This is a genomic window from Streptacidiphilus melanogenes (assembly GCF_000787835.1).
In the GTDB taxonomy this organism is placed as follows: Bacteria; Actinomycetota; Actinomycetes; order Streptomycetales; family Streptomycetaceae; genus Streptacidiphilus; species Streptacidiphilus melanogenes.
Genome location: NZ_BBPP01000054.1, coordinates 23,141 through 45,164 on the forward strand (window position 1 = coordinate 23,141; position 22,024 = coordinate 45,164).

General features: G+C 70.6%; 20 protein-coding genes. 14 read left to right on the forward strand and 6 right to left on the reverse strand.

Going from position 1 to position 22,024, the window contains the following annotated elements:
• The first annotated feature begins 93 nt into the window (after positions 1–93).
• The 4 genes from pstS (at position 94) to pstB (ending at position 4,405) form a co-directional block, all read left to right on the forward strand.
• Entirely contained in the window at positions 94–1,251 is a 1,158-nt protein-coding gene (gene pstS / locus TR49_RS35050) for a phosphate ABC transporter substrate-binding protein PstS (RefSeq protein WP_042389424.1), read from the forward strand.
• Positions 1,252–1,445: 194 nt separating this feature from the next.
• On the forward strand, positions 1,446–2,507 hold the full coding sequence (gene pstC / locus TR49_RS35055) for a phosphate ABC transporter permease subunit PstC (protein ID WP_084725746.1): 1,062 nt from the start codon (positions 1,446–1,448) through the stop codon (positions 2,505–2,507).
• A complete protein-coding gene (gene pstA, locus TR49_RS35060) occupies positions 2,507–3,571 on the forward strand; it encodes a phosphate ABC transporter permease PstA (protein WP_042389428.1) in 1,065 nt (354 codons plus the stop codon). The genes pstC and pstA overlap by 1 nt, the downstream gene beginning before the upstream one ends.
• 57 nt (positions 3,572–3,628) lie before the next feature.
• Positions 3,629–4,405 carry a phosphate ABC transporter ATP-binding protein PstB gene (gene pstB / locus TR49_RS35065; RefSeq protein ID WP_042389432.1) on the forward strand — a complete coding sequence of 259 codons (777 nt, stop codon included), beginning with the start codon at positions 3,629–3,631 and terminating at the stop codon, positions 4,403–4,405.
• 300 nt (positions 4,406–4,705) lie between these two features.
• On the opposite strand, the gene TR49_RS35070 is transcribed toward pstB, so the two are convergent.
• Together TR49_RS35070 and TR49_RS35075 are read right to left on the reverse strand one after the other, a co-directional pair.
• On the reverse strand, positions 4,706–5,701 hold the full coding sequence (locus TR49_RS35070; protein ID WP_042389436.1) for an inorganic phosphate transporter: 996 nt from the start codon (positions 5,699–5,701) through the stop codon (positions 4,706–4,708).
• A 7-nt stretch (positions 5,702–5,708) separates the two neighbouring features.
• Positions 5,709–6,329: a DUF47 domain-containing protein gene (locus tag TR49_RS35075; RefSeq protein ID WP_042389438.1), complete on the reverse strand. Its 621-nt coding sequence runs from the start codon at positions 6,327–6,329 to the stop codon at positions 5,709–5,711.
• 208 nt (positions 6,330–6,537) lie between these two features.
• Between TR49_RS35075 and TR49_RS35080 the strand changes: the two genes are divergently transcribed.
• Complete coding sequence (locus tag TR49_RS35080) at positions 6,538–6,891, forward strand: metal-sensitive transcriptional regulator (protein ID WP_042389441.1); 354 nt, start codon at positions 6,538–6,540, stop codon at positions 6,889–6,891.
• 13 nt (positions 6,892–6,904) lie between these two features.
• Here the strand turns inward: TR49_RS35080 and TR49_RS35085 are convergent, their stop codons facing one another.
• Both TR49_RS35085 and TR49_RS35090 read right to left on the reverse strand, forming a co-directional pair.
• A complete protein-coding gene (locus TR49_RS35085; protein WP_042389443.1) occupies positions 6,905–7,099 on the reverse strand; it encodes a hypothetical protein in 195 nt (64 codons plus the stop codon).
• Positions 7,100–7,233: 134 nt separating this feature from the next.
• Positions 7,234–8,118, reverse strand: a complete 885-nt coding sequence (locus TR49_RS35090) for an SCO4651 family lipoprotein (protein ID WP_042389446.1) — start codon at positions 8,116–8,118, stop codon at positions 7,234–7,236.
• 123 nt (positions 8,119–8,241) lie between these two features.
• Between TR49_RS35090 and TR49_RS35095 the strand changes: the two genes are divergently transcribed.
• The gene (locus TR49_RS35095) at positions 8,242–8,433 is read left to right on the forward strand and encodes a hypothetical protein (protein WP_042389449.1); all 192 of its coding nucleotides are present in this window, start codon (positions 8,242–8,244) and stop codon (positions 8,431–8,433) included.
• Positions 8,434–8,544: 111 nt separating this feature from the next.
• Positions 8,545–10,146: an FAD-binding oxidoreductase gene (locus TR49_RS35100; RefSeq protein WP_084725745.1), complete on the forward strand. Its 1,602-nt coding sequence runs from the start codon at positions 8,545–8,547 to the stop codon at positions 10,144–10,146.
• A 211-nt stretch (positions 10,147–10,357) separates the two neighbouring features.
• On the opposite strand, the gene TR49_RS35105 is transcribed toward TR49_RS35100, so the two are convergent.
• Both TR49_RS35105 and TR49_RS35110 read right to left on the reverse strand, forming a co-directional pair.
• The gene (locus TR49_RS35105) at positions 10,358–11,068 is read right to left on the reverse strand and encodes a phosphatase PAP2 family protein (RefSeq protein ID WP_152627615.1); all 711 of its coding nucleotides are present in this window, start codon (positions 11,066–11,068) and stop codon (positions 10,358–10,360) included.
• Between the two features lie 196 nt (positions 11,069–11,264).
• Positions 11,265–12,302, reverse strand: coding sequence for a C40 family peptidase (locus tag TR49_RS35110; RefSeq protein WP_042389455.1), 1,038 nt, complete (start codon positions 12,300–12,302; stop codon positions 11,265–11,267).
• A gap of 323 nt (positions 12,303–12,625) precedes the next feature.
• On the opposite strand from TR49_RS35110, the gene TR49_RS35115 reads away from it, so the two are divergent.
• From TR49_RS35115 to TR49_RS35145, 7 genes are all read left to right on the forward strand, one after another.
• Positions 12,626–12,934, forward strand: coding sequence for a DUF8827 family protein (locus TR49_RS35115; RefSeq protein WP_042373303.1), 309 nt, complete (start codon positions 12,626–12,628; stop codon positions 12,932–12,934).
• A gap of 200 nt (positions 12,935–13,134) precedes the next feature.
• Positions 13,135–13,956, forward strand: coding sequence for a hypothetical protein (locus TR49_RS35120; protein WP_042389460.1), 822 nt, complete (start codon positions 13,135–13,137; stop codon positions 13,954–13,956).
• The gene (locus TR49_RS35125) at positions 13,946–15,241 is read left to right on the forward strand and encodes a hypothetical protein (protein WP_042389464.1); all 1,296 of its coding nucleotides are present in this window, start codon (positions 13,946–13,948) and stop codon (positions 15,239–15,241) included. Before TR49_RS35120 ends, TR49_RS35125 begins: the two co-directional genes overlap by 11 nt.
• Entirely contained in the window at positions 15,238–16,776 is a 1,539-nt protein-coding gene (locus TR49_RS35130) for an SCO6880 family protein (RefSeq protein WP_042389466.1), read from the forward strand. The genes TR49_RS35125 and TR49_RS35130 overlap by 4 nt, the downstream gene beginning before the upstream one ends.
• A 45-nt stretch (positions 16,777–16,821) precedes the next feature.
• Positions 16,822–18,177, forward strand: a complete 1,356-nt coding sequence (locus tag TR49_RS35135) for an ATP-binding protein (RefSeq protein ID WP_042389476.1) — start codon at positions 16,822–16,824, stop codon at positions 18,175–18,177.
• Complete coding sequence (locus TR49_RS40610) at positions 18,177–20,624, forward strand: TraM recognition domain-containing protein (RefSeq protein WP_052434912.1); 2,448 nt, start codon at positions 18,177–18,179, stop codon at positions 20,622–20,624. Before TR49_RS35135 ends, TR49_RS40610 begins: the two co-directional genes overlap by 1 nt.
• Before the next feature lie 231 nt (positions 20,625–20,855).
• Positions 20,856–21,938, forward strand: a complete 1,083-nt coding sequence (locus tag TR49_RS35145) for a hypothetical protein (RefSeq protein WP_042389479.1) — start codon at positions 20,856–20,858, stop codon at positions 21,936–21,938.
• Positions 21,939–22,024: the final 86 nt, after the last annotated feature.

The window sequence follows — 22,024 nt, forward strand, 5'->3', positions numbered from 1 at the left end:
TCATCCGGAGGCCGAACGGCCCTCCTGCCATCAGTGATGAACCGCTGCCCCCCTTCCTCCCCGCGGGCGGCGGACCCAGGAAAGGGACACCAAGTGAAGCTCCAGCGCAACGGCCGCACCAAGGCCCTCGCCATCGGCGCCCTGGCGGTCGTCAGCTCGCTGACGCTCGCGGCGTGCGGCTCCGACAACAACAGCAACGCCTCCTCCAGCAGCAGCCCGGCCGCCGGCGGTTCCTCCGCCGCGGCGAGCAGCATCGCCTGCTCCGGCGCCACCGGCCAGCTGCTCGGTGCGGGCTCCACCGCCCAGGCCAACGCGGTGACCCAGTGGGTCAAGGACTTCCAGGCCGCCTGCTCCGGCGTGACCGTCAACTACCAGGCCACCGGCTCCGGCGCTGGCATCACCTCGTTCCAGTCCGGCAAGGTCGCCTTCGCGGGCTCCGACGCCGCCATGAAGCCGGCGGACGTCGCCAAGACCGAGGGCACCGCCTGCAAGAGCGGCGGCAAGGGCATCAACATCCCGATGATCGGTGGCCCGATCGCCATCGGCTACAACCTGCCCGGTGTCTCCAACCTGGTGCTCGACGCCCCCACCCTGGCCCAGATCTTCACCGGCAAGATCACCAAGTGGGACGACGCGGCCATCAAGAAGCTGAACCCGACGGCCACCCTGCCGAGCCTGCCGATCCAGACGTTCCACCGTTCGGACGGCTCCGGCACCACCGCCAACTTCACCGCCTACCTGGCCGCCGCCGCCCCGACCGACTACACCCTGCAGCCGAACAAGCTGTGGGCGGCCAAGGGTGGCCAGGCCGCCAACGGCTCCGCCGGTCTCGCGGCTCAGGTCAAGCAGGTCCAGGGCTCGATCTCCTACTTCGAGCTGTCCTACGCGACCCAGCAGAACATCACCACCGCGCAGATCGCGACCGGCGCCTCCGCCCCGGTCGCCGTCTCCACCGACGCCGCCTCCAAGGCCATCGCCGACGCCAAGGTCACCGGCACCGCCCCCGACCTGACGCTGGACCTGACCTCGGCGTACACCACCAAGGCCGACGGCGCCTACCCGATCGACCTGGTGACCTACGAGATCGCCTGCGACAAGGGCAACGCCCCGTCCACCCTGCCGACGCTGAAGGCGTTCCTGAACTACATCTCCAGCACCGCCGGCCAGAGCTCGGTCGCCAGCCTCGGCTACTTCCCGCTGCCGGCGAGCCTGCAGGCCCAGGTCAAGACCACGATCAACGGCCTGTCCTAAGGTCCCGCGGCTCGTCCGCGAGCCTTCTTGAGACCTGAGAGGTTGCGGGGGCCGGCGTCCGACGCCGGCCCCCGCGCCACTGGGACAGATCCTTCGCAATGAACCGTCACCGAGCCTCGAACGCTCACTCACGTCCGGTGCACCGCCGCCAGGCGCAGACCCAGCAGGGTCCGCGCCACCAGACCGGAGATCTCATGGAAACCCCACGCGACACAAGCGCACCCCCGAGCGACCCGCAGCCCAACCAGGGCGCCGCCTCCGCAGCCTCCCACCTCGCCGGCTCCTCGCCGCAGCGGGGCCGTTCGTCGTTGTCCGACGGCGGCAACACGGGCCGACGCGGCGACGCGATCTTCAAGCTCGCGTCCAGCGGCAGCGGCATCGCGCTTCTGGTGATCATGGCTGCCATCGCGGCCTTCCTCACCGTCCGCGCGGTCAGCGCGATCAGCGCCGACCACGGCAACTTCCTCACCACGTCCGACTGGCAGACCCAGGCCGACCCGATCACCTTCGGCATCGCGGCCATCGCGATCGGCACGCTCATCAGCGCCGTCGTCGCCATGGTGATCGCCGTGCCGGTCGCGCTCGGCATCGCGCTGTTCATCTCGCACTACGCGCCGCGCCGCATCGCCCAGGCCCTCGGCTACGTCGTCGACCTGCTCGCCGCGGTCCCCTCGATCGTCTTCGGTCTGTGGGGCGCGCTCTTCCTCGTGCCGCACATGATCGGCGTCAACGCCTGGCTGAACCAGTACTTCGGCTGGACGTACATCTTCCACCAGAACGAGCCCGGCACTCAGCCGCGCAGCCTGTTCACCGTCGGCATCGTGCTGGCGATCATGATCCTGCCGATCATCACCGCGGTCTCCCGCGAGATCTTCCTCCAGGTGCCCCGCGCCCACGAGGAGGCCGCGCTCGCGCTCGGCGCGACCCGCTGGGAGATGATCCGCACCGCCGTGATCCCCTTCGGCCGCTCCGGCATCATCTCCGCGTCGATGCTCGGCCTCGGCCGCGCGCTGGGCGAGACGATGGCCGTGGCGACGGTGCTCTCGCCGTCCTACGTGATCAACCTGCACATCCTGGACCCCGCAGGCTCGACCATCGCCCAGACCATCGCCAACCAGTTCGGCGAGTCCCAGGGCACCGGTCGTGACGCACTCATCGCCGCCGGTCTGGTGCTGTTCGTGATCACCCTGCTCGTCAACGGCGCCGCCCGCCTGATCATCGCCCGTCGCAAGGAATACTCGGGAGCTGACGCCTGATGAGCAGCCTCGCCACCACGTCCCAGCTGAGCTCCTCCCTGACGGAGCGCCGCCTGCCGCGCTGGATGCCGGCCGTCAACCTGGCCCTGGCCGCACTGCTGGCCGTCGCCATCGGCGCCGGGTTCAACCTCAGCAGCAAGCCCCAGTGGCTGCTGATCGCCGCGATCCTCTACGTGGTCATCCAGTACGTCACCTCGGCCGTCGTCGAGGGCCGTCGCCACGCCAAGAACTACGTGGCCACCAGCCTCGTCTGGGTCGCCTTCCTGCTGGCCCTGCTGCCGCTGGTCTCCGTGCTGTGGATGACCATCAGCAAGGGCATCGGCGTCATCAACGCCAACTTCCTGACGCACTCCATGAACGGGGTCGCGATCAACCAGGAGGGCGGCGGCCTCTACCACGCCCTGATCGGCACCCTGGAGCAGGTCGCCATCGCGTCCCTGCTCGCCGCGCCGATCGGCATCCTGACCGCTGTCTACCTGGTCGAGTACGGCCGGGGCAACAAGCTCTCCAAGGCCGTCAGCTTCTTCGTCGATGTCATGACCGGTGTCCCGTCCATCGTGGCGGGCCTGTTCATCCTGTCCTTCTGGATCATCATCCTCAACATGCCGTTCACCGGCTTCGCAGGCGCGCTGGCACTGGCGATCCTGATGCTGCCGGTGGTCGTGCGCTCCACCGAGGAGATGCTCAAGCTCGTCCCGAACGAGCTGCGTGAGGCCTCCCTGGCCCTCGGCGTGCCGAAGTGGCTCACCATCACCCGCGTCGTTCTGCCGACCGCCCTCGGCGGCATCGTCACCGGCGTGATGCTGGCCGTCGCCCGCATCGTCGGTGAGACCGCACCGATCCTGATGCTGGTCTTCGGCGCCGACACGATCAACATGGACCCCTTCAACAACCCGCAGTCCTCGCTCCCGCTCTTCGTGTGGACCGAGTACTCGAGGGGCACCGACCAGTCCCAGGCCCGCGCCTGGGGTGGTGCCCTGGTCCTGATCGCGGTGGTCATGATCCTCAACCTGGTCGCCCGCGGCATCGCCCGCTGGAAGGCCCCCAAGGGCGCCACGCGCTGACGTGCGCTTCCCGGCAACCCGGCATCCAGAAGACTTGTAGAAAGCGAAAGACACATCATGGCCAAGCGCATCGACGTCAGCGGACTGAACGCGTACTACGGCAATTTCCGGGCCGTGGAGGACATCTCCATGACCATCGAGCCCCGCACGGTGACGGCCTTCATCGGCCCGTCCGGCTGCGGCAAGTCCACCTTCCTGCGGACCCTGAACCGCATGCACGAGGTGATCCCCGGGGCCCGCGTCGAGGGCAAGGTCATGCTCGACGACGAGAACCTCTACGGCGCGAACATCGACCCGGTCGCGGTTCGCCGCACCGTCGGCATGGTCTTCCAGCGGCCGAACCCGTTCCCCACGATGTCGATCAAGGAGAACGTCGCCGCCGGCCTCAAGCTGAACGGCGTCCGCAACAAGAAGGTCGTCGACGAGGCCGTCGAGCGCTCGCTGCGCGGCGCGAACCTGTGGAACGAGGTCAAGGACCGCCTGGACAAGCCCGGCGCGGGCCTCTCCGGCGGTCAGCAGCAGCGTCTCTGCATCGCCCGCGCGATCGCGGTCGAGCCGCGGGTCCTGCTGATGGACGAGCCCTGCTCCGCCCTGGACCCGATCTCCACCCTCGCCATCGAGGACCTGATCGGCCAGCTCAAGGAGCAGTTCACGATCGTCATCGTGACCCACAACATGCAGCAGGCCGCGCGCGTCAGCGACCGGACGGCGTTCTTCAACCTGGCGGGCGTGGGCCAGCCGGGCCGCCTGATCGAGATCGACTCGACGGAGAAGATCTTCTCCAACCCGTCGGTCCAGGCCACCGAGGACTACATCTCCGGCCGCTTCGGCTGACGGCTCCCGCCCCGAGAACTCCTCCGCGGCGCTACTAGGCGGTGCCGCCGCGGAGGGTCAACAACGAAGGGTCCGACTCCCCCTCCGGGGGAGTCGGACCCTTCGTTGTGCGCTGCCTTCGGCTCCGCCGCGTGGGCGCGACCCCGTCCAGGTTCGCTCGGGCAGGCAGTTGCACCAGGCAGGGGCGGCGAACTGCGCGACAAGCCACTCACCCACGTGGAGACCCGAATGTTCGGGGCCATCCGCTCAGGGTGGTTGCTCGCGTTCTCGCGCCCTTGGTGGTGCCCCGGGGCGCGGCGCCTAGCCGACGATCGCCCAGCTGAGCCAGTAGACCAGCGCCGCGACCACGCCCGCTGCCGGGAGGGTGATGAACCAGCCGAGGACGATGTCCTTGGCGACGCCCCAGCGGACCGCGCGGACCCGCTTCGTCGCGCCCACGCCCATGATCGCGGAGGTCATGATGTGGGTCGTGGAGACCGGCACCTTGTAGACGTAGGACGTCACGTACAGGACCAGCGCCGAGACGGACTCGGCCGCGAAACCCTGCGGCGGATCCAGCTCGATGATCCTGCGGCCCAGCGTGCGCATGATGCGCCAGCCGCCCGCCCAGGTGCCCAGTGCCATGACGACGGCGGTCGAGATCTTCACCCAGGTCGGGATGTTCGATCCCGAGTAGTGGCCGGAGATGGTCAGCGCCATCACCACGACACCCATGGTCTTCTGCGTGTCCTGCAGACCGTGGCCGAGCGCCATCGCCGCCGCCGAGACCGTCTGCGCCATCCGGAACCCGCGCTTGGCGCGATGCGGGTTGGAGTGGCGGAAGATCCACAGGACGCCGAGCATCACCAGGAAGCCGAGCGCCAGGCCGGCGACCGGCGAGGTCAGCATCGGGATGATCACCTTGTCCAGCAGGCCCGACCAGAAGACGGTCGTCCCGCTCGCCAGTGCCGCGCCCACCATGCCGCCGAACAGCGCGTGTGTGGAGGACGACGGGAGGCCGAAGTACCAGGTGACCAGGTTCCACACGATCGCGCCGATCAGCGCGGACCACAGCACGACCATGCCGTTGCTGCCGGTCGGAGTGGCGATGATGCCCTTGCTGACGGTCTGCGCGACGCCCTCACCGAGGAACGCGCCGAGCAGGTTCATCACGGCCGCCATCAGCAGCGCGGCCCTGGGGGTCAGCGCCCGCGTCGAGACCGAGGTCGCGATCGCGTTCGCGGAGTCGTGGAAGCCGTTGGTGTAGGCGAAGCCGAAGGCGACAGCAATGACCAGGACCAGTCCGAAGATGTCCACGAGAGGTTCAGGACTCCTTGACGGCGATGGTCTCCACCGTGTTCGCCACATGTTCGAACGCGTCGGCGGCCTCTTCGAGGACGTCGACGATCTGCTTGAGCTTCAGCACCTCTATGGCCTCGTACTGGCCGCTGAACAGGTGCGCGAGCAGCTTCCTGTGGATCTGGTCGGCCTGGTTCTCCAGCCGGTTGATCTCGATCCAGTACTCGGTGAGGTTGTCCATCGTCCGCAGGTTCGGCATCGCCGCCGCGGTCAGGTCCGCGGCCCTGGCCAGCACCTCGATCTGCTGCTCGACGCCCTTGGGCAGGGTCTCCACCTCGTAGAGCACCGTCAGGTCGACGGCCTCCTCCATGAAGTCCATGATGTCGTCGAGCGAAGAAGCCAGCGCGTAGATGTCCTCACGGTCGAACGGCGTGATGAACGACGAGTTCAGCTGGTGGAAGATCGCGTGGGTCGACTCGTCGCCCGCGTGCTCCGCCGCGCGCATCCGGTCGGCGATCTCCGCCCGCGCGGCGACGTCTGCGCCGAGCAGTTCCAGCAGGAGCTTGGAGCCAGTGACGAGGTTGTTCGCCGAGGCGGCGAACAAGTCATAGAAGCTCGTCTCCCGAGGGGTCAGACGAATACGCACAAAAGTCTCCGAAGTACAGGGGCGGACGTAGCGATGCTAGGCGCTGCGTCCGCACTTTGCGCACACCGGGGTGTTACCGCTGACACGGAGCAACGGAAATCATCCTTGCGTACGCACTGGCACAGCGGTCACCCTCAGGTGCCGACCGCGCCGATATTCGATATCCACCCGTGACCGGATCGAGCCCGTCCCACCTACCATGGGGGGCATGGACGCCGTGGAAGCCCTGGCCGCCGAAGAGACGCAGCACGCCGAGACGACGCACTCGGCGCCCAGCGGACCTCACGGGTACAGCGCACGCAAGGACGACCACGTCAAGCGGCTGCGCCGGATCGAGGGCCAGGTCCGCGGCCTGCAGCGGATGGTCGAGAACGACACCTACTGCATCGACATCCTCACCCAGGTCTCCGCGAGCACCAAGGCGCTCCAGTCCTTCGCGCTCAGCCTGCTGGAGGAGCACCTGCGGCACTGCGTCGCTGACGCCATGGAGAAGGGCGGAGCGGAGGCCGAGGAGAAAGTCGCCGAGGCGACCGCGGCGATTTCCCGGCTGCTGCGGTCCTGATCACCTTCTCGGATCAAAGGCCCTGGGGCGGGTGCTCCCCGCTGATCCGCTGCTGCGGGACCCGGGGCATCTTGGGGTCCCGCTCCACGCGGAGGATGGTGTCGATCCGCTCCTCGGTGAGCCGCTCGCCCGGGGTCGCGGCGGCCGCGATGATGAGATCGCTGTACATCTCGATCTCCGACAGGGCGACCAGGTCGTCCGCAGCCACGCGTGCCACCTCCTCACCGCCGACGGGGAGTCAACTCCTTACAGAGTAGGCACCCCGTGCCGGGCGTGCATGGCACGTCTGGGCCATTTTGCACGCGGCGGCTGCGCACTCCTTGCGGGCGCGACGGCCCTGCGCTACTTGGCGCTGGCCGCCGCACTCGGCCCGACCACGTCCGCGTCGGCGGGAAGCGCGACCTGGACCGGCGTGCCGAAACCGGAGAACTCGCTGGTGGAGGTCACCACGACCTGGTCCTTGGCCGCCGTCGACCCGGGAACGTTGGAGAAGGTGAAGACCTCGACGACCTTGTTGATGCGGCCGTGCTCGTCCAGCCAGACCTCGTAGGGCACCTTCTTGACAGTGAAGGTGTGCGCGGCGAGCGCCAGCCCGGCACTGGCGGGGCCGCCGGTGGCCTTGGCCGCCTCGGTGAGATCCAGCGTGCCCTTGTAGTGCTGGAGGACCACGCCGTTCACCGTGGCCGAGCCGACGAGCTCGGCCGTCTGCGCGCCGCGCAGCGCGTCGGCGGCGCTGGCCGGATCGGTGGCGCCGCTGCTGACCAGGTTGCCGTCGCCGAGCTGCTGGACCTGGAGCTTGACCCACTTGCCGACGGGCACCTTGGCGCCGGGGTTCTGCAGGTAGACCACCCCCGGGCCGACGATCTCCGTCAGCTTGCCCGCCGGGGTGGCGCTGCCGGCCGGGACGTTGATCTCCAGCCGACCGAGGTGGTTCGAGTAGTCGTAGACGCCCGCGCCGTGCAGCGTCATCTGCTTCTTCCCCGCGACCGTGTGCAGGGTGGTGACGTCCTGGATCGAACCGTTGTGCCCGGTGATGTCGGCTGCGGCACGCACCGCGGAGAGCGGGTCGGCCGCCAGGTGGTCATCCGCCGGGTTCACCTTGACGGTCTGGGCGTCGTTGCTCGCGCCCGTCTGCCCCGAAGAGGAGCAGGCGGCCAGGCCGAGGACCGCGGCGACCGAGGTCACGGCGGCTGCGGCGTGGAAGGCGCGGCGGTACGGGCGAGACATACGGTCCTCCTGGGCACGGCGTGCGCGGCGTGGCGTGCGCGCAGTGCCCAACGAGCCGCCCGCCGGGCGGTTACGGCCGTCCGGCCCAACCGGTGTCTGAGCTGTCCGGGTTACCGTTGATTCGTGACCCACGACGCGCCCCAGGCGATCCCGCACCAGCGGGCCGAGGGGGTTCCGGAGCACATCACGTCCGTAACGGAGAACGGCGCTTTCGCCGTCGCCCGCTGCAGCTGCGGCTGGTACGCGCCCGCCCGGCGCTCCCGGGACCGCGCCCGTCGCGACGCGGACGAGCACCACCCGAGAACGGCGCTGTAGCCGTCCGCGCGGACCCCCCGCCGGTGCGCTTGTAGGGATGTCTGCAACCCTCCCGGGGGAATGCACGTCTACTCCCGCGTAACCATCACTCGGGGCGGTAGAAGGATCAGCATGGGCGACCAGGGAACCACGCGTCGGAGCCTGCTGCTCGCGGGCGGGACGCTCGCCGCGGGCGTGGGCATCGCCGCCTGCGGCGCGAAGTCCGGGCCCGCCGCGGCCGCCACCGCCTCGGCTCGCGCCGGCACCGGCGTCACCACGGCCGCGCGCACCGTCTCCGGCAGCGCCCCCGACTGGACGGGCCTCGCCCACCGGCTCTCCGGCCGGTTGATCCGCCCGGGCCAGGCCGACTTCGGCGAGGCCGCGGAGCTCTTCCAGCCGCGCTTCGACAGCGTGCGGCCGGCTGCCGTCGCCTACGTCGCGAACGCGAAGGACGTCGCCACCTGCATCGCCTTCGCGCGCAGCTCCGGGGTGCCGATCGTGCCGCGCAACGGCGGGCACAGCTACGCCGGCTGGTCCACCGTCAGCAACGGCCTGGTCATCGACGTGGGACAGCTCGGCACGGTCAGCGCGAGCGGCGCCACCGCGAGCATCGGCGCGGGTGCGCGACTGATCGACGTCTACACCCGCCTCGCCGCGTCCGGCCGCACGATCCCCGCAGGCTCCTGCCCGAGCGTCGGCGTCAGCGGTCTCACGCTCGGCGGCGGCGTCGGCGTCACCGGTCGGGCCAATGGCCTGACCTGCGACAACCTCATCGGCGCGGAGATCGTCACCCCCGACGGCCGGATCCGCGAGGTCAGCGCCCAACAGGACGCCGACCTCTTCTGGGCGCTGCGCGGCGCGGGCGGCGGCAACTTCGGCGTCGTCACCCGCCTCGACTTCAGAACCCACCCGGCCGACGACTGCGCCTACGGCTTCCTGTCCTGGCCCTGGTCCCGCGCCCGGCAGGCCGTGGAGGCCTGGCAGCGGTGGGCGCCGAGCGCACCGGACAGCCTCTGGGCCAACCTGCACATCACCGCCTCCTGGGACGGCAACCTGCGCGTCCAGTCGACGGTCAACATGCTCGGCGGCTCGCGCACCGAGCTCGCCAACCTGATCGACCGGCTCGCGGAGCGGCCGACCAGCGTCTCCCTGCACAGCGCCTCGTACCTGACGACCATGCAGGTCATGGGCGGCGTCGCGGGCGAGTCCGGGGCCCAGGCCCACCTGCCCGGCGTGCTGCCCGGCCACAACCGCGCGGGCCGGGTGGTGCGCTCCTCCTACGGCGCGCGCTCGGACTTCTTCACCCAGCCCCTGACGGGTGCGGGCGCGGCCGCGGTCGTGGCGGCGGTGGCCCGCTACCGCAGCTACGCCCCCAAGGGCGGCGACGCGGCCATCGCCTTCGACGCCCTGGGCGGCGCGATCAACCGCGTCGGCGCCGGGGACACCGCGTTCGTCCACCGCAACGCGCTCTTCCTCGCCCAGTACACCGCGGACTACCCCGCGGGCGTCACCGGCGGCTCGGCGGCCTCCCAGTCCTGGTCCTGGATCAACAACGCCTGGACCACAATGCGGCCGTACGCGAGCGGCGAGGCATACCAGAACTACATCGACCCCGGACTGCACGGCTGGGAGCAGGCCTACTACGGCGCGAACGCCACCCGCCTGCGCCAGGTCAAGCGCACCTACGACCCCCAGGGCCTCTTCCGCTTCCCCCAGGGCATCCCCCTGACCTGAGGGGGCGGCGGTCTGCCCTGCCGGGCTCGGCCGCGCCCTGCTTTCCCACGAGGTCGGGCAGCCCCGGGCACTCGCGAGAGCGTCGGCCGACGTCGGCCTCCGCCAAGGGCACCGCTTCGCGAGAGCCTGAAGGCGGGCCGATCCCGGCCTACGACCGAGGGCCGCTGCTGCCTTCAGCCAGGGGCGGCGTGCCGCGGCGCGGTGCCGCGGCCTACGCGGCCAGGTGGTGCGGCGGTTCCTCCGTGCCGGAGGGCTGGGGCGTTGCGGTCGCGGCGCGGCCGCGGGAGGCGTTGGGCGCGGCGACGACGAGCGGTCGCAGCGCGGTGCGGGTCAGGGCGTGGGTAAACGGCGTCAGGACGGCCATCGCCACGGGCGCGAGCAGCAGCACCGTCGCGGTGCCGAGCGCGTAGCCGCCGAGCACGTCGGAGGGGTAGTGCACGCCCATGAAGACCCGCAGGAACCCCTCGACGAAGGCCAGGCCGATACCGATGCGGCCGAGCCTCCGGTCGACCAGCATCAGGCCGACCGCCAGCGCCATCGTGAACGTGGCGTGGTCGCTCGCGAAGGACCCGTTCGCCTGATGGCTCATCAGCAGGTCCACCTGGCCCGGGTGGGAGACGAAGGGTCTGGGGCGCTGGACCATCGCCCGCACGGGCACGTTCAGCAGCAGCGCCAGACCTGACGCGAGGCCGGCCCACAGCACGCCCGCGACGGCGACCGGCGCGTCCTTGCCGCGCCGCGCCCACGCCCATGCGAAGACCAGCAGCAGCACCGAAGCGAGCGGGACCCCGTACTCCCCCATGAAGGCCAGTGCGGTGTCCAGGGCGTGCGGAAGGCTCTTCGCCAGGCCGTTGACCATCGACACCAACGACCAGTCGAGGCTTCCACCGCCGTCTGCCAGCAGCGTGACCACCCCGTACACCTCCGCGCATTCCTCAGCCCACAGCCGTAGAGCAACCCCCGTTGCGTCGTTGCACCAAGGTCAAGTGTGCTCGCCTGACAGCGGGCACAACGGAACGAATGCCCCAAAGCGTTCCGATCACCCAGGAAGTTATCGGAATGTTGCCCTTCGCTCACGGGTTGGCCACAACCGACACACGAGAACCATCAACGCGGCGTCATTGTCCGTTCGCGATGGTGCCGTTGGCCTGAACCGTCGGCAGCGCCGCAGCGCCGTCGGTGGTGACCCGGGTCGCGCCGAAGTAGTCGCCTTCGGAGTCGATCGAGTCGTAGCGGATCACCGCGCCCGTGTGCGGGGCGTTGATCATGTAGCCGCCGCCGACGTAGATCCCGACGTGGTGGATCTGCGAAGGGTCGTGCGGGTCGTGCGAGAAGAAAACCAGGTCGCCGGGCTGGAGCTGGTCCCGGCTGGGGTGCGGGCCGGCGTACCACTGGTCGGCCGCGACCCGGGGCAGCTTGATCCCGACGCTGGCGTACGCGGCCTGGGTGAGGCCGCTGCAGTCGAAGCGGTAGCCCTGGGAGGCCAGGCCCTCACCGCCCCACAGATAGGGGGTGCCGAGCTTGCTCTGCGCGAAGTAGATCGCCCCGGCCGCCTGGGAGGAGAACGCGACCGTCGTCGCGGCCGTGAAGGACTGGGCCAGCTTCTTGATGTTCTGGACGTAGTGCTGCGTCTCCGCGATCGCCGGCACGCCGCCCGCGCTGATCACCGCGTAGGGACCGGCGTTGTAGGCGGCCAGCATGTTCGAGGTGCGGTCGCCCGGCACGCTCGCGGTGTCCTTGGCGAGCTGGCAGTCGTAGGACGCGGCGGAGGGGATCGCGTCGGCCGGGTCCCACACGCTGGGCGTGTGGGTGTGGGTGGGGTCGATCCCGTAGATCTTCCAGGTGGCGGGCATGAACTGCGCTATCCCCTGCGCGCCGACCGGGCTGACCGCGCCCGGCGCGAAGCCGCTCTCCTGGTAGAGCTGCGCCGCGAGCAGAGGCGGCGTCAGTTCCGGGCAGAGGTTGCCCCACTGCTGGATCAGGCCCGTGTACGCCGTCGGGACCGTCCCGGGCGCGAGCGTGGTCGCGCCCTGGGCGGCGGCCTGGTTGATGTTCCCCGCCGTGATCATCACGGCCATCACGAAGGACCCGAACAGCCCGACCAGCCCGACCGCGACCCCGCCGCCGAGCAGCGCGGTACTGCGTCGAACCGCCATCGGGGGCCTCCTCCCGGCCGTGCGGGGCACCAGGTCACGTGGTGTCATCCGTCAGTGTCTGCGCCAGCGTTGCCGCTGACAATCACCGGTGATACAGACAGTAAGCGGTAGGGTCGATCGAGCGACGTCAGGACGTGATCGGACCCCTGCACGAGTCGATCAGCGCGAGTCGAACGGCCTCATCGTGGCAGTTGTGACGAGGGCCTCGTCAGGGAACCTTCAAGAAGTGGCCAAGTCGACATCGGATCTGGCCAAGAATAGGGCTGGGCCCTTCGCCACGGCCGGGCGCTGGGCTTTGAATGATGATCAGGTGGGTGGTTGTTGTGTATCTCAGTGCTGGCAAGGGTGACATCAACACCATCATCGGTGGCATCGCGCCCAACTGGGGCCCGTTCGCCAATCTGGGCAACCAGGCCCGGACGATGGTGGAGGTCGTGATGGCGGTGGCCATCCTCGGCTGTCTGGCGATCGCGATCTGGGGCGCGGCCAAGCAGCGGATCGGCGCGACGGCGCTGCGGGACACGTTCAGCGCGGAACAGGGCAAAGGGCTGATCATCGCTGGACTGACCGGCGTGTTCATCATCGGTTCACTGGGAACGCTCTTCACCATTGTCTATGGGATGGCGATCTGATTAGCGACCTGATCCGCCGTCTGCATCCGGTTCCCGCTCACCACTTGTCCACTTCGCGTGGACTAGCCCGAAATGACTAGTCCGGTTCGGTGAATCCCCGCCCACGGGCCACCGTCCGGGTGACACAGTTGACGCACGCCCTCCCGGGCGCGCGCCCGCTTGCCCGCCTGCCCGCCCACCCTCGTCCCAAGGGGGCTGCCGTGTCCGTCTCCGACGACCAGCCGCACACGCGGACCCGCCTCCCGGCGGGCGAGCAGCCGGCGCTGGGGCCACAGGCCCCGGGTTTCCGCCGACTGCGCCTGCTCGGCGGAGTCTTCGTCGTCGTCTTCCTGCTCGTCGTCGCGGTGGCGGTGGTCAACCGCACCAACAGCGGCAACTCGAACAGCAGTACGGGCAGCGGCACCACGAACGGCAAGTCCAACGACGCGGGCGCACAGTCCGCCCCCACCTCCCCGACGGGCACCCAGCCGGTCACCACGACCAGCAACGGCATCGGCGTCCAGTACCCCCACACCAGCGAGGGCGCGCAGAGCGCCGCCGCAAACTACTCGGTCGCCCTCGGCTCCAGCGACATGTACGCGACCCAGTCGCGCCACGCGATCGTGTCGACAATCGCGGACGCTGCAAACGTGGCCACGCTGAACAGCCGCTTCGACGCCTCCTACGATGCCGAGGCCACGCGGTTGGGGCTCGACAACGGCAAGGCTCCTGCTGGGCTGACTTTCGTCTCGCGCACCGTGCCGGTCGGCACCAAGATCGATGCCTTTGCCTCGGATGCCGCCACGGTTGAGATCTGGAATACCTCCATCGGTGGTCTGGCGGGCCAGGGATCGCAGCGGCCCATCACTGAGTACTGGTACACCCTGACGCTGAAGCTCCAATGGTCGGGCAGCGACTGGAAGGTCACCGACTTCTCCCAGGTGGACGGGCCGACGCCCATCAGTGGCACCCAGGCCGTCTCCAGCTACGGCGACATGGCGAACGCCGTCAACCAGTTCGGAGGGTTCCGCTATGCCCGTTGACCTCCGCAGGGTGCTTCCTGTTGCCACAGCGTTGTCCGGCCTGCAGGTGCTGCTGCTCGCGGGAGCGGCAGCGGCGGCCCCTGGCCCCGCCGCTTCGCCGTCTGCGAGCGCTTCGCCCACGCACTCCTGCAACGGACTCTTCGGCCTCGCCAAGCAGATGTGCGAGCAGGGCCAGAACACCAACACCACCCCCGGCGGCCTCCCCAGCTCGCTCGACCCCGTCCAGTCCCTGGCGAACAGCTGTGCCAACGCCGCCGCCTGGATCGTGCGGAAGCTCTCGGACGGGATCGACAGCACCACCAACGTCGACTTCACCAACACCGCGTTCCTCAAGCAGTACGCGATCGTCTTCGGCGCCGCGACGTTCCTGACGCTGCTGCTGTGGCTGCTCGCCGTCATCAAGCGCGCAGCGCGCGGTGTGCCGTTGCACACGGCGTTCAGTGAGGCGATCGGGTTTCTGTGGTTGACCGTGCTCGCCTCCGCGTTCACGCCGCTGATCCTCTACACCGTCGTCAGCGCCACCGACGGCGTCACGGAGGGCATCGCCGCCGGGACGAAGACGGACACCGTCACCTACCTCGGGACCTTCGCGGACACGCTGACCTCGGGGAAGATCGGCGGTGGGCCGATCATCCTCGTGGGGGTCAGCCTCATCGCCATCGTCGCCGCCGCGGTCGTCTGGCTGGAGATGTTCGTGCGGGCCGCGATGCTCTACGTCGGGGCGCTGCTCGGCACCGTCGTCTACGCGGGCATGGTCGACAAGCAGCTGTGGAAGCACGTGCGCCGCTGGGCCGGGCTGATGATCGCGGTGATCCTCATCAAGCCCGTCATCGTCATCGTGCTCGGGCTCGCCGGGGCCGTCGCCGCCTCCGCCGGGGCCAACGACGCGTTCGCCACCGTCACCTCCGGTGTGGCGATCCTGGTGCTGTCCATCTTCGCCAGCTCCGTCATCTACCGCTTCGTGCCCGGCTTCGGCGACGACATGGTCGCGATGCGCCGCGCCCGCGCCCAAGCGGTCAGCGCCGGCCGCGCCGTGGTCAACGGCCCCGCGAACTTCATGAAGCAGGGCATCAGCACCCACGCGGGCCGCGACGGCGAGAACGGCGGGGGCGCAAGCAGCGGAGCTGCCGGAGGCGGGAGCGTCGCGCCCGGCATCGCCGCGCACGCCACCCGCAACGCGCCCGCTCCCTCCGCTCCGCCCGCGCAGGGCGGCAGTCCTGACCAGGCGGCCCGCGCCACGCGTACCACCAGCACGTTCGCCAAGGGAGGCGGAAGCCAGCCGTGACCACCCCACCCGTCGGGCAGTACCGGCGCACCTACCTCATCGGCAAGGCCAAGCCGAACGCGGTGATCGGGCGGAACCGCGAGGGCGGCGAGGTCTTCCTGATCATCTTCTGCGCCTTCGTCGGCATGATGTGGGGGATCCTCGTCCCGGTCCTCCTCATCCGGCTGATCGGCCTGATCGGGTTCCCGGCCCTCGGCTTCGCGATCGTCTACCTGCCCTACCGCAAGCGGACCTTCTACAAGTGGGCGGAGATCAACCGCAGCTACAAGCGGATCGCCCGCTCCCCCGCCGCCGCCTACCGCTCCTCCGCCATGGAGGCCGGAACGCGGCTGGCCGGCGACGAGGTCGAGATCGGCCCGCCTCCCGGCATCGGGCGGATCCGCTGGCTGGCCGCGCCCTTCGGGCCGGACGAGGTCGCCGTCCTGCTCCACCTCGACCGCCGCACCGTCACCGCCGCGATCGAGATCGAGGGCCCCGGCGTCGGCCTGCGTGACAGCGAGGACCAGGAAGCCCTGGTGGAACGGTTCGGCACGCTGCTGCGCCACGTCGCCAACGGCGACGGCTTCGTGACGCGCCTGCAGATGCTGGCCCGCACCCTCCCCGCGGACCCCGACGCGCACGCCAAGGACGTCGCCCGGCGCGGCGACGACGAGTCGCCGCAGTGGCTCAAGGACTCCTACGACCAGCTGCAGGCGATGGTCTCCACCTCCTCCGAGCAGCACCGCGCCTACCTCGTCGCCTGCATGCACTACACCCGAGAGCTCGCCGCCGAGGCGCAGGCCATGGGCCGCACCGCGCACAGCCGCGCCCGCGGCGACGAGGGCCTGGCCGCCGTCATGGCCCGTGAGCTCACCGACATCTGCGCCCGCCTCGCCGAGGCCGACATCCGGGTGCGCCAACCGCTGGGACAGGCCAGGCTCGCGTCGCTGCTGCACTCGATGTACGACCCGGACCACCAGATCGACCACATCCAGGCCATGTCCCGGCGCAACGCCTGGCCCGCCGAGCTGGACGCGACCAACCCCAACTACCTCCAGGCCAAGACCCGCGAGTCGGTCACCCGCGAGCCCTGGTGCCACGCCACCGCGTGGGTCAAGGAATGGCCGCTGACGCCCGTGGGCGTCAACTTCCTCGCGCCGCTGCTCGTGCACACCCCCGACGTGATCCGCACCGTCGCCGTCACCATGGACCTCGAGCCCACCGACGTCGCCATCGAGCGGATGCTGACGGAGAAGACCAACGACGAGGCCGAGGCCAGCCGCGCCGCCAAGATGAACCGCACCATCGACCCGCGCGACCTGGCCCACAGCGGCCGCGTCGACCAGCGCGGCGAGGACCTCGCCTCCGGCGCGGCCGGGGTGAACCTGGTCGGGTACATCACCGTCAGCTCGCGCTCCCCCGAGGCGCTGGCGCGCGACAAGCGCACCATTCGCGCCTCTGCCGGCAAGAGCTATCTCAAGCTGGAATGGTGCGATCGGGAACACCACCGCGCCTTCGTGAACACCCTGCCCTTCGCCACCGGCATCCGCCGCTGACCCCCGCCCCGATCGCCCGATCGCCCGAACCACAGGAGGCCGGCCATGGCGCCACCGCTCGGAGGCTTGACCGAGGGGTTCACCAGCTTTCTCTTCGGCAGGATCGAGACGACCCGACTGCCGGTGCGCACCTCCACCGGTCAGGCCCAGGCCGTCTACCTGCCGACGGCCGCGCCAGGCCTGGGCGACTCCGGCGTGATCATCGGTCGTGAGGTCTACAGCGGCAAGGGCTACGTCTACGACCCCTTCCAGCTCTACGGCCAGCAGCTGCCCGCGCCGCACTGGCTGGTGCTGGGCGAGTCCGGCAACGGCAAGTCCGCGCTGGAGAAGACCTACGTGCTGCGGCAGCTGCGCTTCCGCGACCGCCAGGTCGTCGTTCTCGACGCCCAGGGCGAGGACGGCGTCGGCGAGTGGAACCTGATCGCGCGGGCCCTCGGGATAACGCCGATCCGGCTCGACCCGCTGGCCGCGCTGGACGGCGGCGTCAAGCTCAACCCGCTCGACCCCGCCATCACCCAGACCGGCCAGCTGGCGCTGCTTCGCACCATCATCGAGGTGGCGATGGGGCGCGGCCTCGAGGAGCGCGCCGGCTTCGCGCTCAAGGCCGCCCACGCGCACATCAACGCGACGGTGACAGACCGCCAGCCTGTCCTCGGCGACATCATCGACGCGCTGCGCTCCCCCAACACCGACTCGATCGACGCGCTCGGCGTCTCGCTGGAGGAGATCCAGACCTGGGGCCTCGACGTCGCCCTGGTCCTTGACCGTCTCGTCGACGGCGACCTGCGCGGCATGTTCGACGGCCCCACCACCGACGGCATCGATCTGGACGCGCCGCTCATCGTCTTCGACCTCTCGCACATCGACCGCAACTCGATCGCGATGCCGATCCTGATGGCGATCGTCGGCGTCTGGCTCGAGCACACCTGGATCCGCCCCGACCGCAGGAAGCGCATCTTCCTCGTCGAGGAGGCATGGCACATCATCAACTCGCCATTCGTCGCCCAGCTGTTCCAGCGACTGCTGAAGTTCGGACGACGCCTGGGCCTCTCCTTCGTCGCCGTCGTCCACCACCTGTCCGACGTGGTCGACGGCGCGGCCGCGAAGGAGGCGTCGGCCATCCTGAAGATGGCCTCGACCAGAACGATCTACATGCAGAAGGCCGACGAGGCACGCGCCACCGGGCGTGTGCTGGGTCTGCCGCGCTGGGCCGTGGAGATCATCCCGACGCTCTCACCCGGCATCGCGGTCTGGGACGTCAACGGCAACGTGCAGGTGGTGAAACACATCATCACCGAGTCGGAGCGGCCGCTCGTCTACACCGACCGCGCCATGACGGAGGACGCCATCGCCGAACGCACGCGCGCCTCCCGGCAACTCGCGGACGACCCGGCGGCCTGATGTCCTCCTCGCCCTCCCCCTCCGCGCCCCGGCGGCCGCAGCAGCAGCCGTCACCGTCGTCGTCTCCGTCGTCACGGCGGTGGCAACAGCCGGGGCAGCCGCAGTCGCAGCCACCGCAGCGGCCGGAGCGGGGCATCCCCGACGGACTGATCGTCGGCCTGCTGGCCGCGCTGCTCGGCACCACGGCACTGGTCTGGGGCTCGACCGCACTCGGCGGACTCGTCTCCCACGGCCGCTTCCCACACCCGCTCCCGTTCCTGTCGACAGCGGGCGCGATCCGCCACCTGGCCACCGACCCCAACGACCTCCCGGGCGCCTGGCCCGGCACGCCGACGGCCTCCCTGCCGTCGGCGCCGGCGTTCTGGTTCACCTTCTTCGCGCTGCTGGCCCTCGTCCTCCTGCTCCTCCTCTCCGCCGCGACAGCCCGCGCGAAGCGGCGGGCCGCACACGACGCGCGCGAGCGCGAACAGGCGGAGGCGGGCGCCGTCAGCGTGCCGGGGGCTGCCCCGGGTGCGGCTGCGGGTATCGGTGCGGATGCGGGTGCGGCAGGGATGGGCGGCGCCGCAGCGGCCTTCGGTCCGCCGGGCCAACGCCGCGGGCCGACCCCCGCCGACCACCAGACGTCCGTCCCCACCGGCCGCACGCCTCCCGGGCCCACCGCTCCCGGCCCGGGCGTCGCGGCCTCGGGGGTTCCCGGCGCGGGCGTTCCCGGCGCGGGGGTTCCCGGCGCGCCGGGCGGGGCAAGCCCGTCGGGCTGGTCAGGTGGGCAGGGCTTGCAGGGATCGGCAGGCGGGGGCCTCTCCGGCGCCGTCCCGCCCGCGCAGCCCTATGGCACCACCGACGGCGGTGCGGCGCCCTCACCGTGGGGTGCAGGTCCGCTCGGAGCGCCCGGGGACCTGCCGCCCACGGGACATCGCCCCGAGCCGCAGTGGCTTGACGCCGCGCCCGCCGGCAGCGCCGCTCTCGGGACCGCGCCGACCTGGGCCACCGCCGCAGGACTCGGCACGGCGACCGGGCCCGCCGCTGACGGCCGCGTCGTCCCGCAGGCGGCGGGCAGTCGGGCACCGAGCGTCCCATCGCCCTCCGGACTCGGCGACGCCCTCCCCACCGAGGGGGTGGCCACTGCTCCGTCAGGTGTCAACGTGCCGCGCCCCGGCGGGTCGACGGCGGCCGGATGGTCGCAGCGGGCCGCGGCTGCCGCGGACCACCAGGCACCGCAGGTCTTCGCGCTGCCCGAGACCGGGACGATGTGCGTCTTCGCGCCGGAGGCCGGGGTTGCCGGGCGACGGGCGCTGATGAGCGCCGCCGTCGCGGAGGCGGCGAGCGCTCCCCTGGTCGTCGTGACCGCGGACGCGGAGCTCTGGGACGGGCGTCCCCCGCACCGGCGCGCCGCGCGGTTCGACCCGCAGCAGCTGACCGATGACGATCCCGACGCCCCACGCGGGCGCTGGGCCCCGCACAGCGCGTGCACGGAGCCGGTCATCGCCACCGCACGGGCCCGCGCGCTGCTGCTGCCCACCGTGCGCCCGGTCGCCGGCGCTGAGGAGCAGTCCGTCCGCAGGCTCGCCGAGACCCTGCTGCGCTGCTGGCTCCGGGCCGCTGCCCTCGACGGCCGCCCGTTCCGCCACGTCGCCCGCTGGGCCGGCGGCTCGACGGGCGGGGGATCCGGAGCGGGACGTCAGGAGGCCGTGGCCGTCCTGCAGTCCGCCGCGACTCCGGTCGACGCGGCGGCCGGCGAGGAAGCCTGGGCCGGTCAGCTCCAGGCGGCGCTGCTGCAGCCCGCACCCGCACTGGACGCGGCCCTGGGCCGTGTCCGCGCCGCGCTCGGTGCGGTCGCCGAACTGCACGTGCTCGCCGCCTGCACCCCCGAGTCCCCGGCGACCGCACTCGACCCGGCGGCACTGCTCGAGGACGGCGCCGCCGGCAGCCTCTACCTCCTCGGCCGTGCCGGCGACGGCCGCCTCCGTGAGCCCGACAACGGGAACGCCGCGGCTGTCCACAGCGCTATGCCGCTGCTGTCCGCACTTGTGGACGACGTGGTCCAGCGTGCCTGGAACACGGCCGGAAAAGCGCACAACGCGATGACCGCGCCGGCCCCCGTCTTCGTCCTCGACGACATCGCCGCAGTGGCGCCCTTTCCGACATTGCCGCAGCTCATGACCGATGGCGCCACTCACGGACTGCGCGCGGTCACGCTGTTGCGCTCACCCGAGCAGGCCCGTGCCCGCTGGGGCGAACGCGCTGTCCACAGCCTGTGGACAAACGCCGACCACTGCGCCGTCCTCGGCCCCCTCTCCCCCGCTCCGCTCGCCGCGCTTCTCGCCTCCCTCGGCGCCGCCGAGCACAGCGCCCAGCAAGCCCTGGGGCCTGACGAGCTGCTGGTGCTGGCGGGACGTCAACGGACTGCCCCGCCGCAACGTTTCCGCATCGGCCAGACCCGGGGCTGAACCCGGCCCCTGCCCAGTCACACCCCCCTGCCGTACGCTCAGTGGTCCTGACAACTCCGACGAAGGACCCCAACAGAAATGAGCAACAACGGGGGCTGGTGGCAGCCGCCCACACCGCCGGGCCCACCGGGCGGACCACCGTACGGACCGCCGCCGTACGGGCCTCCGCCACCCGGCGGCCAGTGGGGCCCGAACGGGCCCTTCGGCTACACACCATGGGGCCGGCTCCCGATGGCCCCCAAGCCTGGCGTCATACCACTGCGCCCACTCAACGTCGGCGAGATCACCAGCGCGATCTTCACGACGATCCGCTACAACTTCCTCGCGGTCTACGGCCCTCCGCTGCTCACCGGTCTCGGCTGCCTCGCGATCTTCGGGATCTTCGGCGCGATCGAGTGGCCGCCGTTGCACAGCTTCTGGGTCGACGCCCGCGACAACGTGAACGTCGAGGGCTGGCACCCCAGCCACTCCGAGATCGCCAACGCGGCGTTCGCCTTCGGCGGCATCTTCCTGCTGTTCTTCCTCTGCTCCTTCGCGATCTACGTCGCCGCGAGCCTCGGCAGCGTGGCCACGCTGCGCCACGCCGTCGTGGGCCGTCGCGTCGGTCTGCGCCAGGCCGCCTCGGAGAGCCTCCCGAGCCTCTGGCGGCTCCTCGGCGCCCTGCTGCTGGTCCAGTTGCTGTGCGTGATCCCGATCATCGTGGTCGTCAGCCTGGTCCTGCTGCTCGCATTCAGCACCGGCTCCGTGGCAGTCGCCGTACTGCTCAGCATCCTCTGCTACCTCGGGGCCATCGCCGGGATGATCTACGTCCAGATCCGCCTGGTCCCGCTCAGCGCCACGGTCATCCTCGAGGGCAAGCGCCCGGTCGAGGCGATCAAGCGTGCATGGCGACTCAACGAAGGCGCCTGGTGGCGCTCCCTCGGCGTGACCCTGCTGGTCGCGCTGATCGGCTCGGCATTCGAGTTCGTCGTGAACCAGGTTCTGTCCATCTTCTCCGTGGGCGTGGTCGGCCTCGGCGCCAACACCAACGCCGACCCCACCAGCCCCACCTTCGCCCGTGACCAGCTGATCTCGATGATGGCCCTCTACGCCGTCATGCTTCCGGTCGGCCTGGTGCTCAGCCTGGTGACGAGCCCGCTCATCCCCATGGCTCACGGCCTGCTCTACATCGACCGCCGCATCCGGCGCGAGAGCCTCGACATCCAGCTCGCCGAGGAGGCCGACGTCCCCTTCGCCGGCGCTGCGCCTCCGCCCCAGGCGGGGCCGGTGGATCCCGTCGGCCCGGTGGATCCGATGGACTCCCCCGCGGAGTGAAATGACTGAGGCCGGAAGACGTGACAACGTCTTCCGGCCTCAGTCATTTCTGCTTGCTGCTGCGGGGGCTCCCAAAAGCCCCCGGA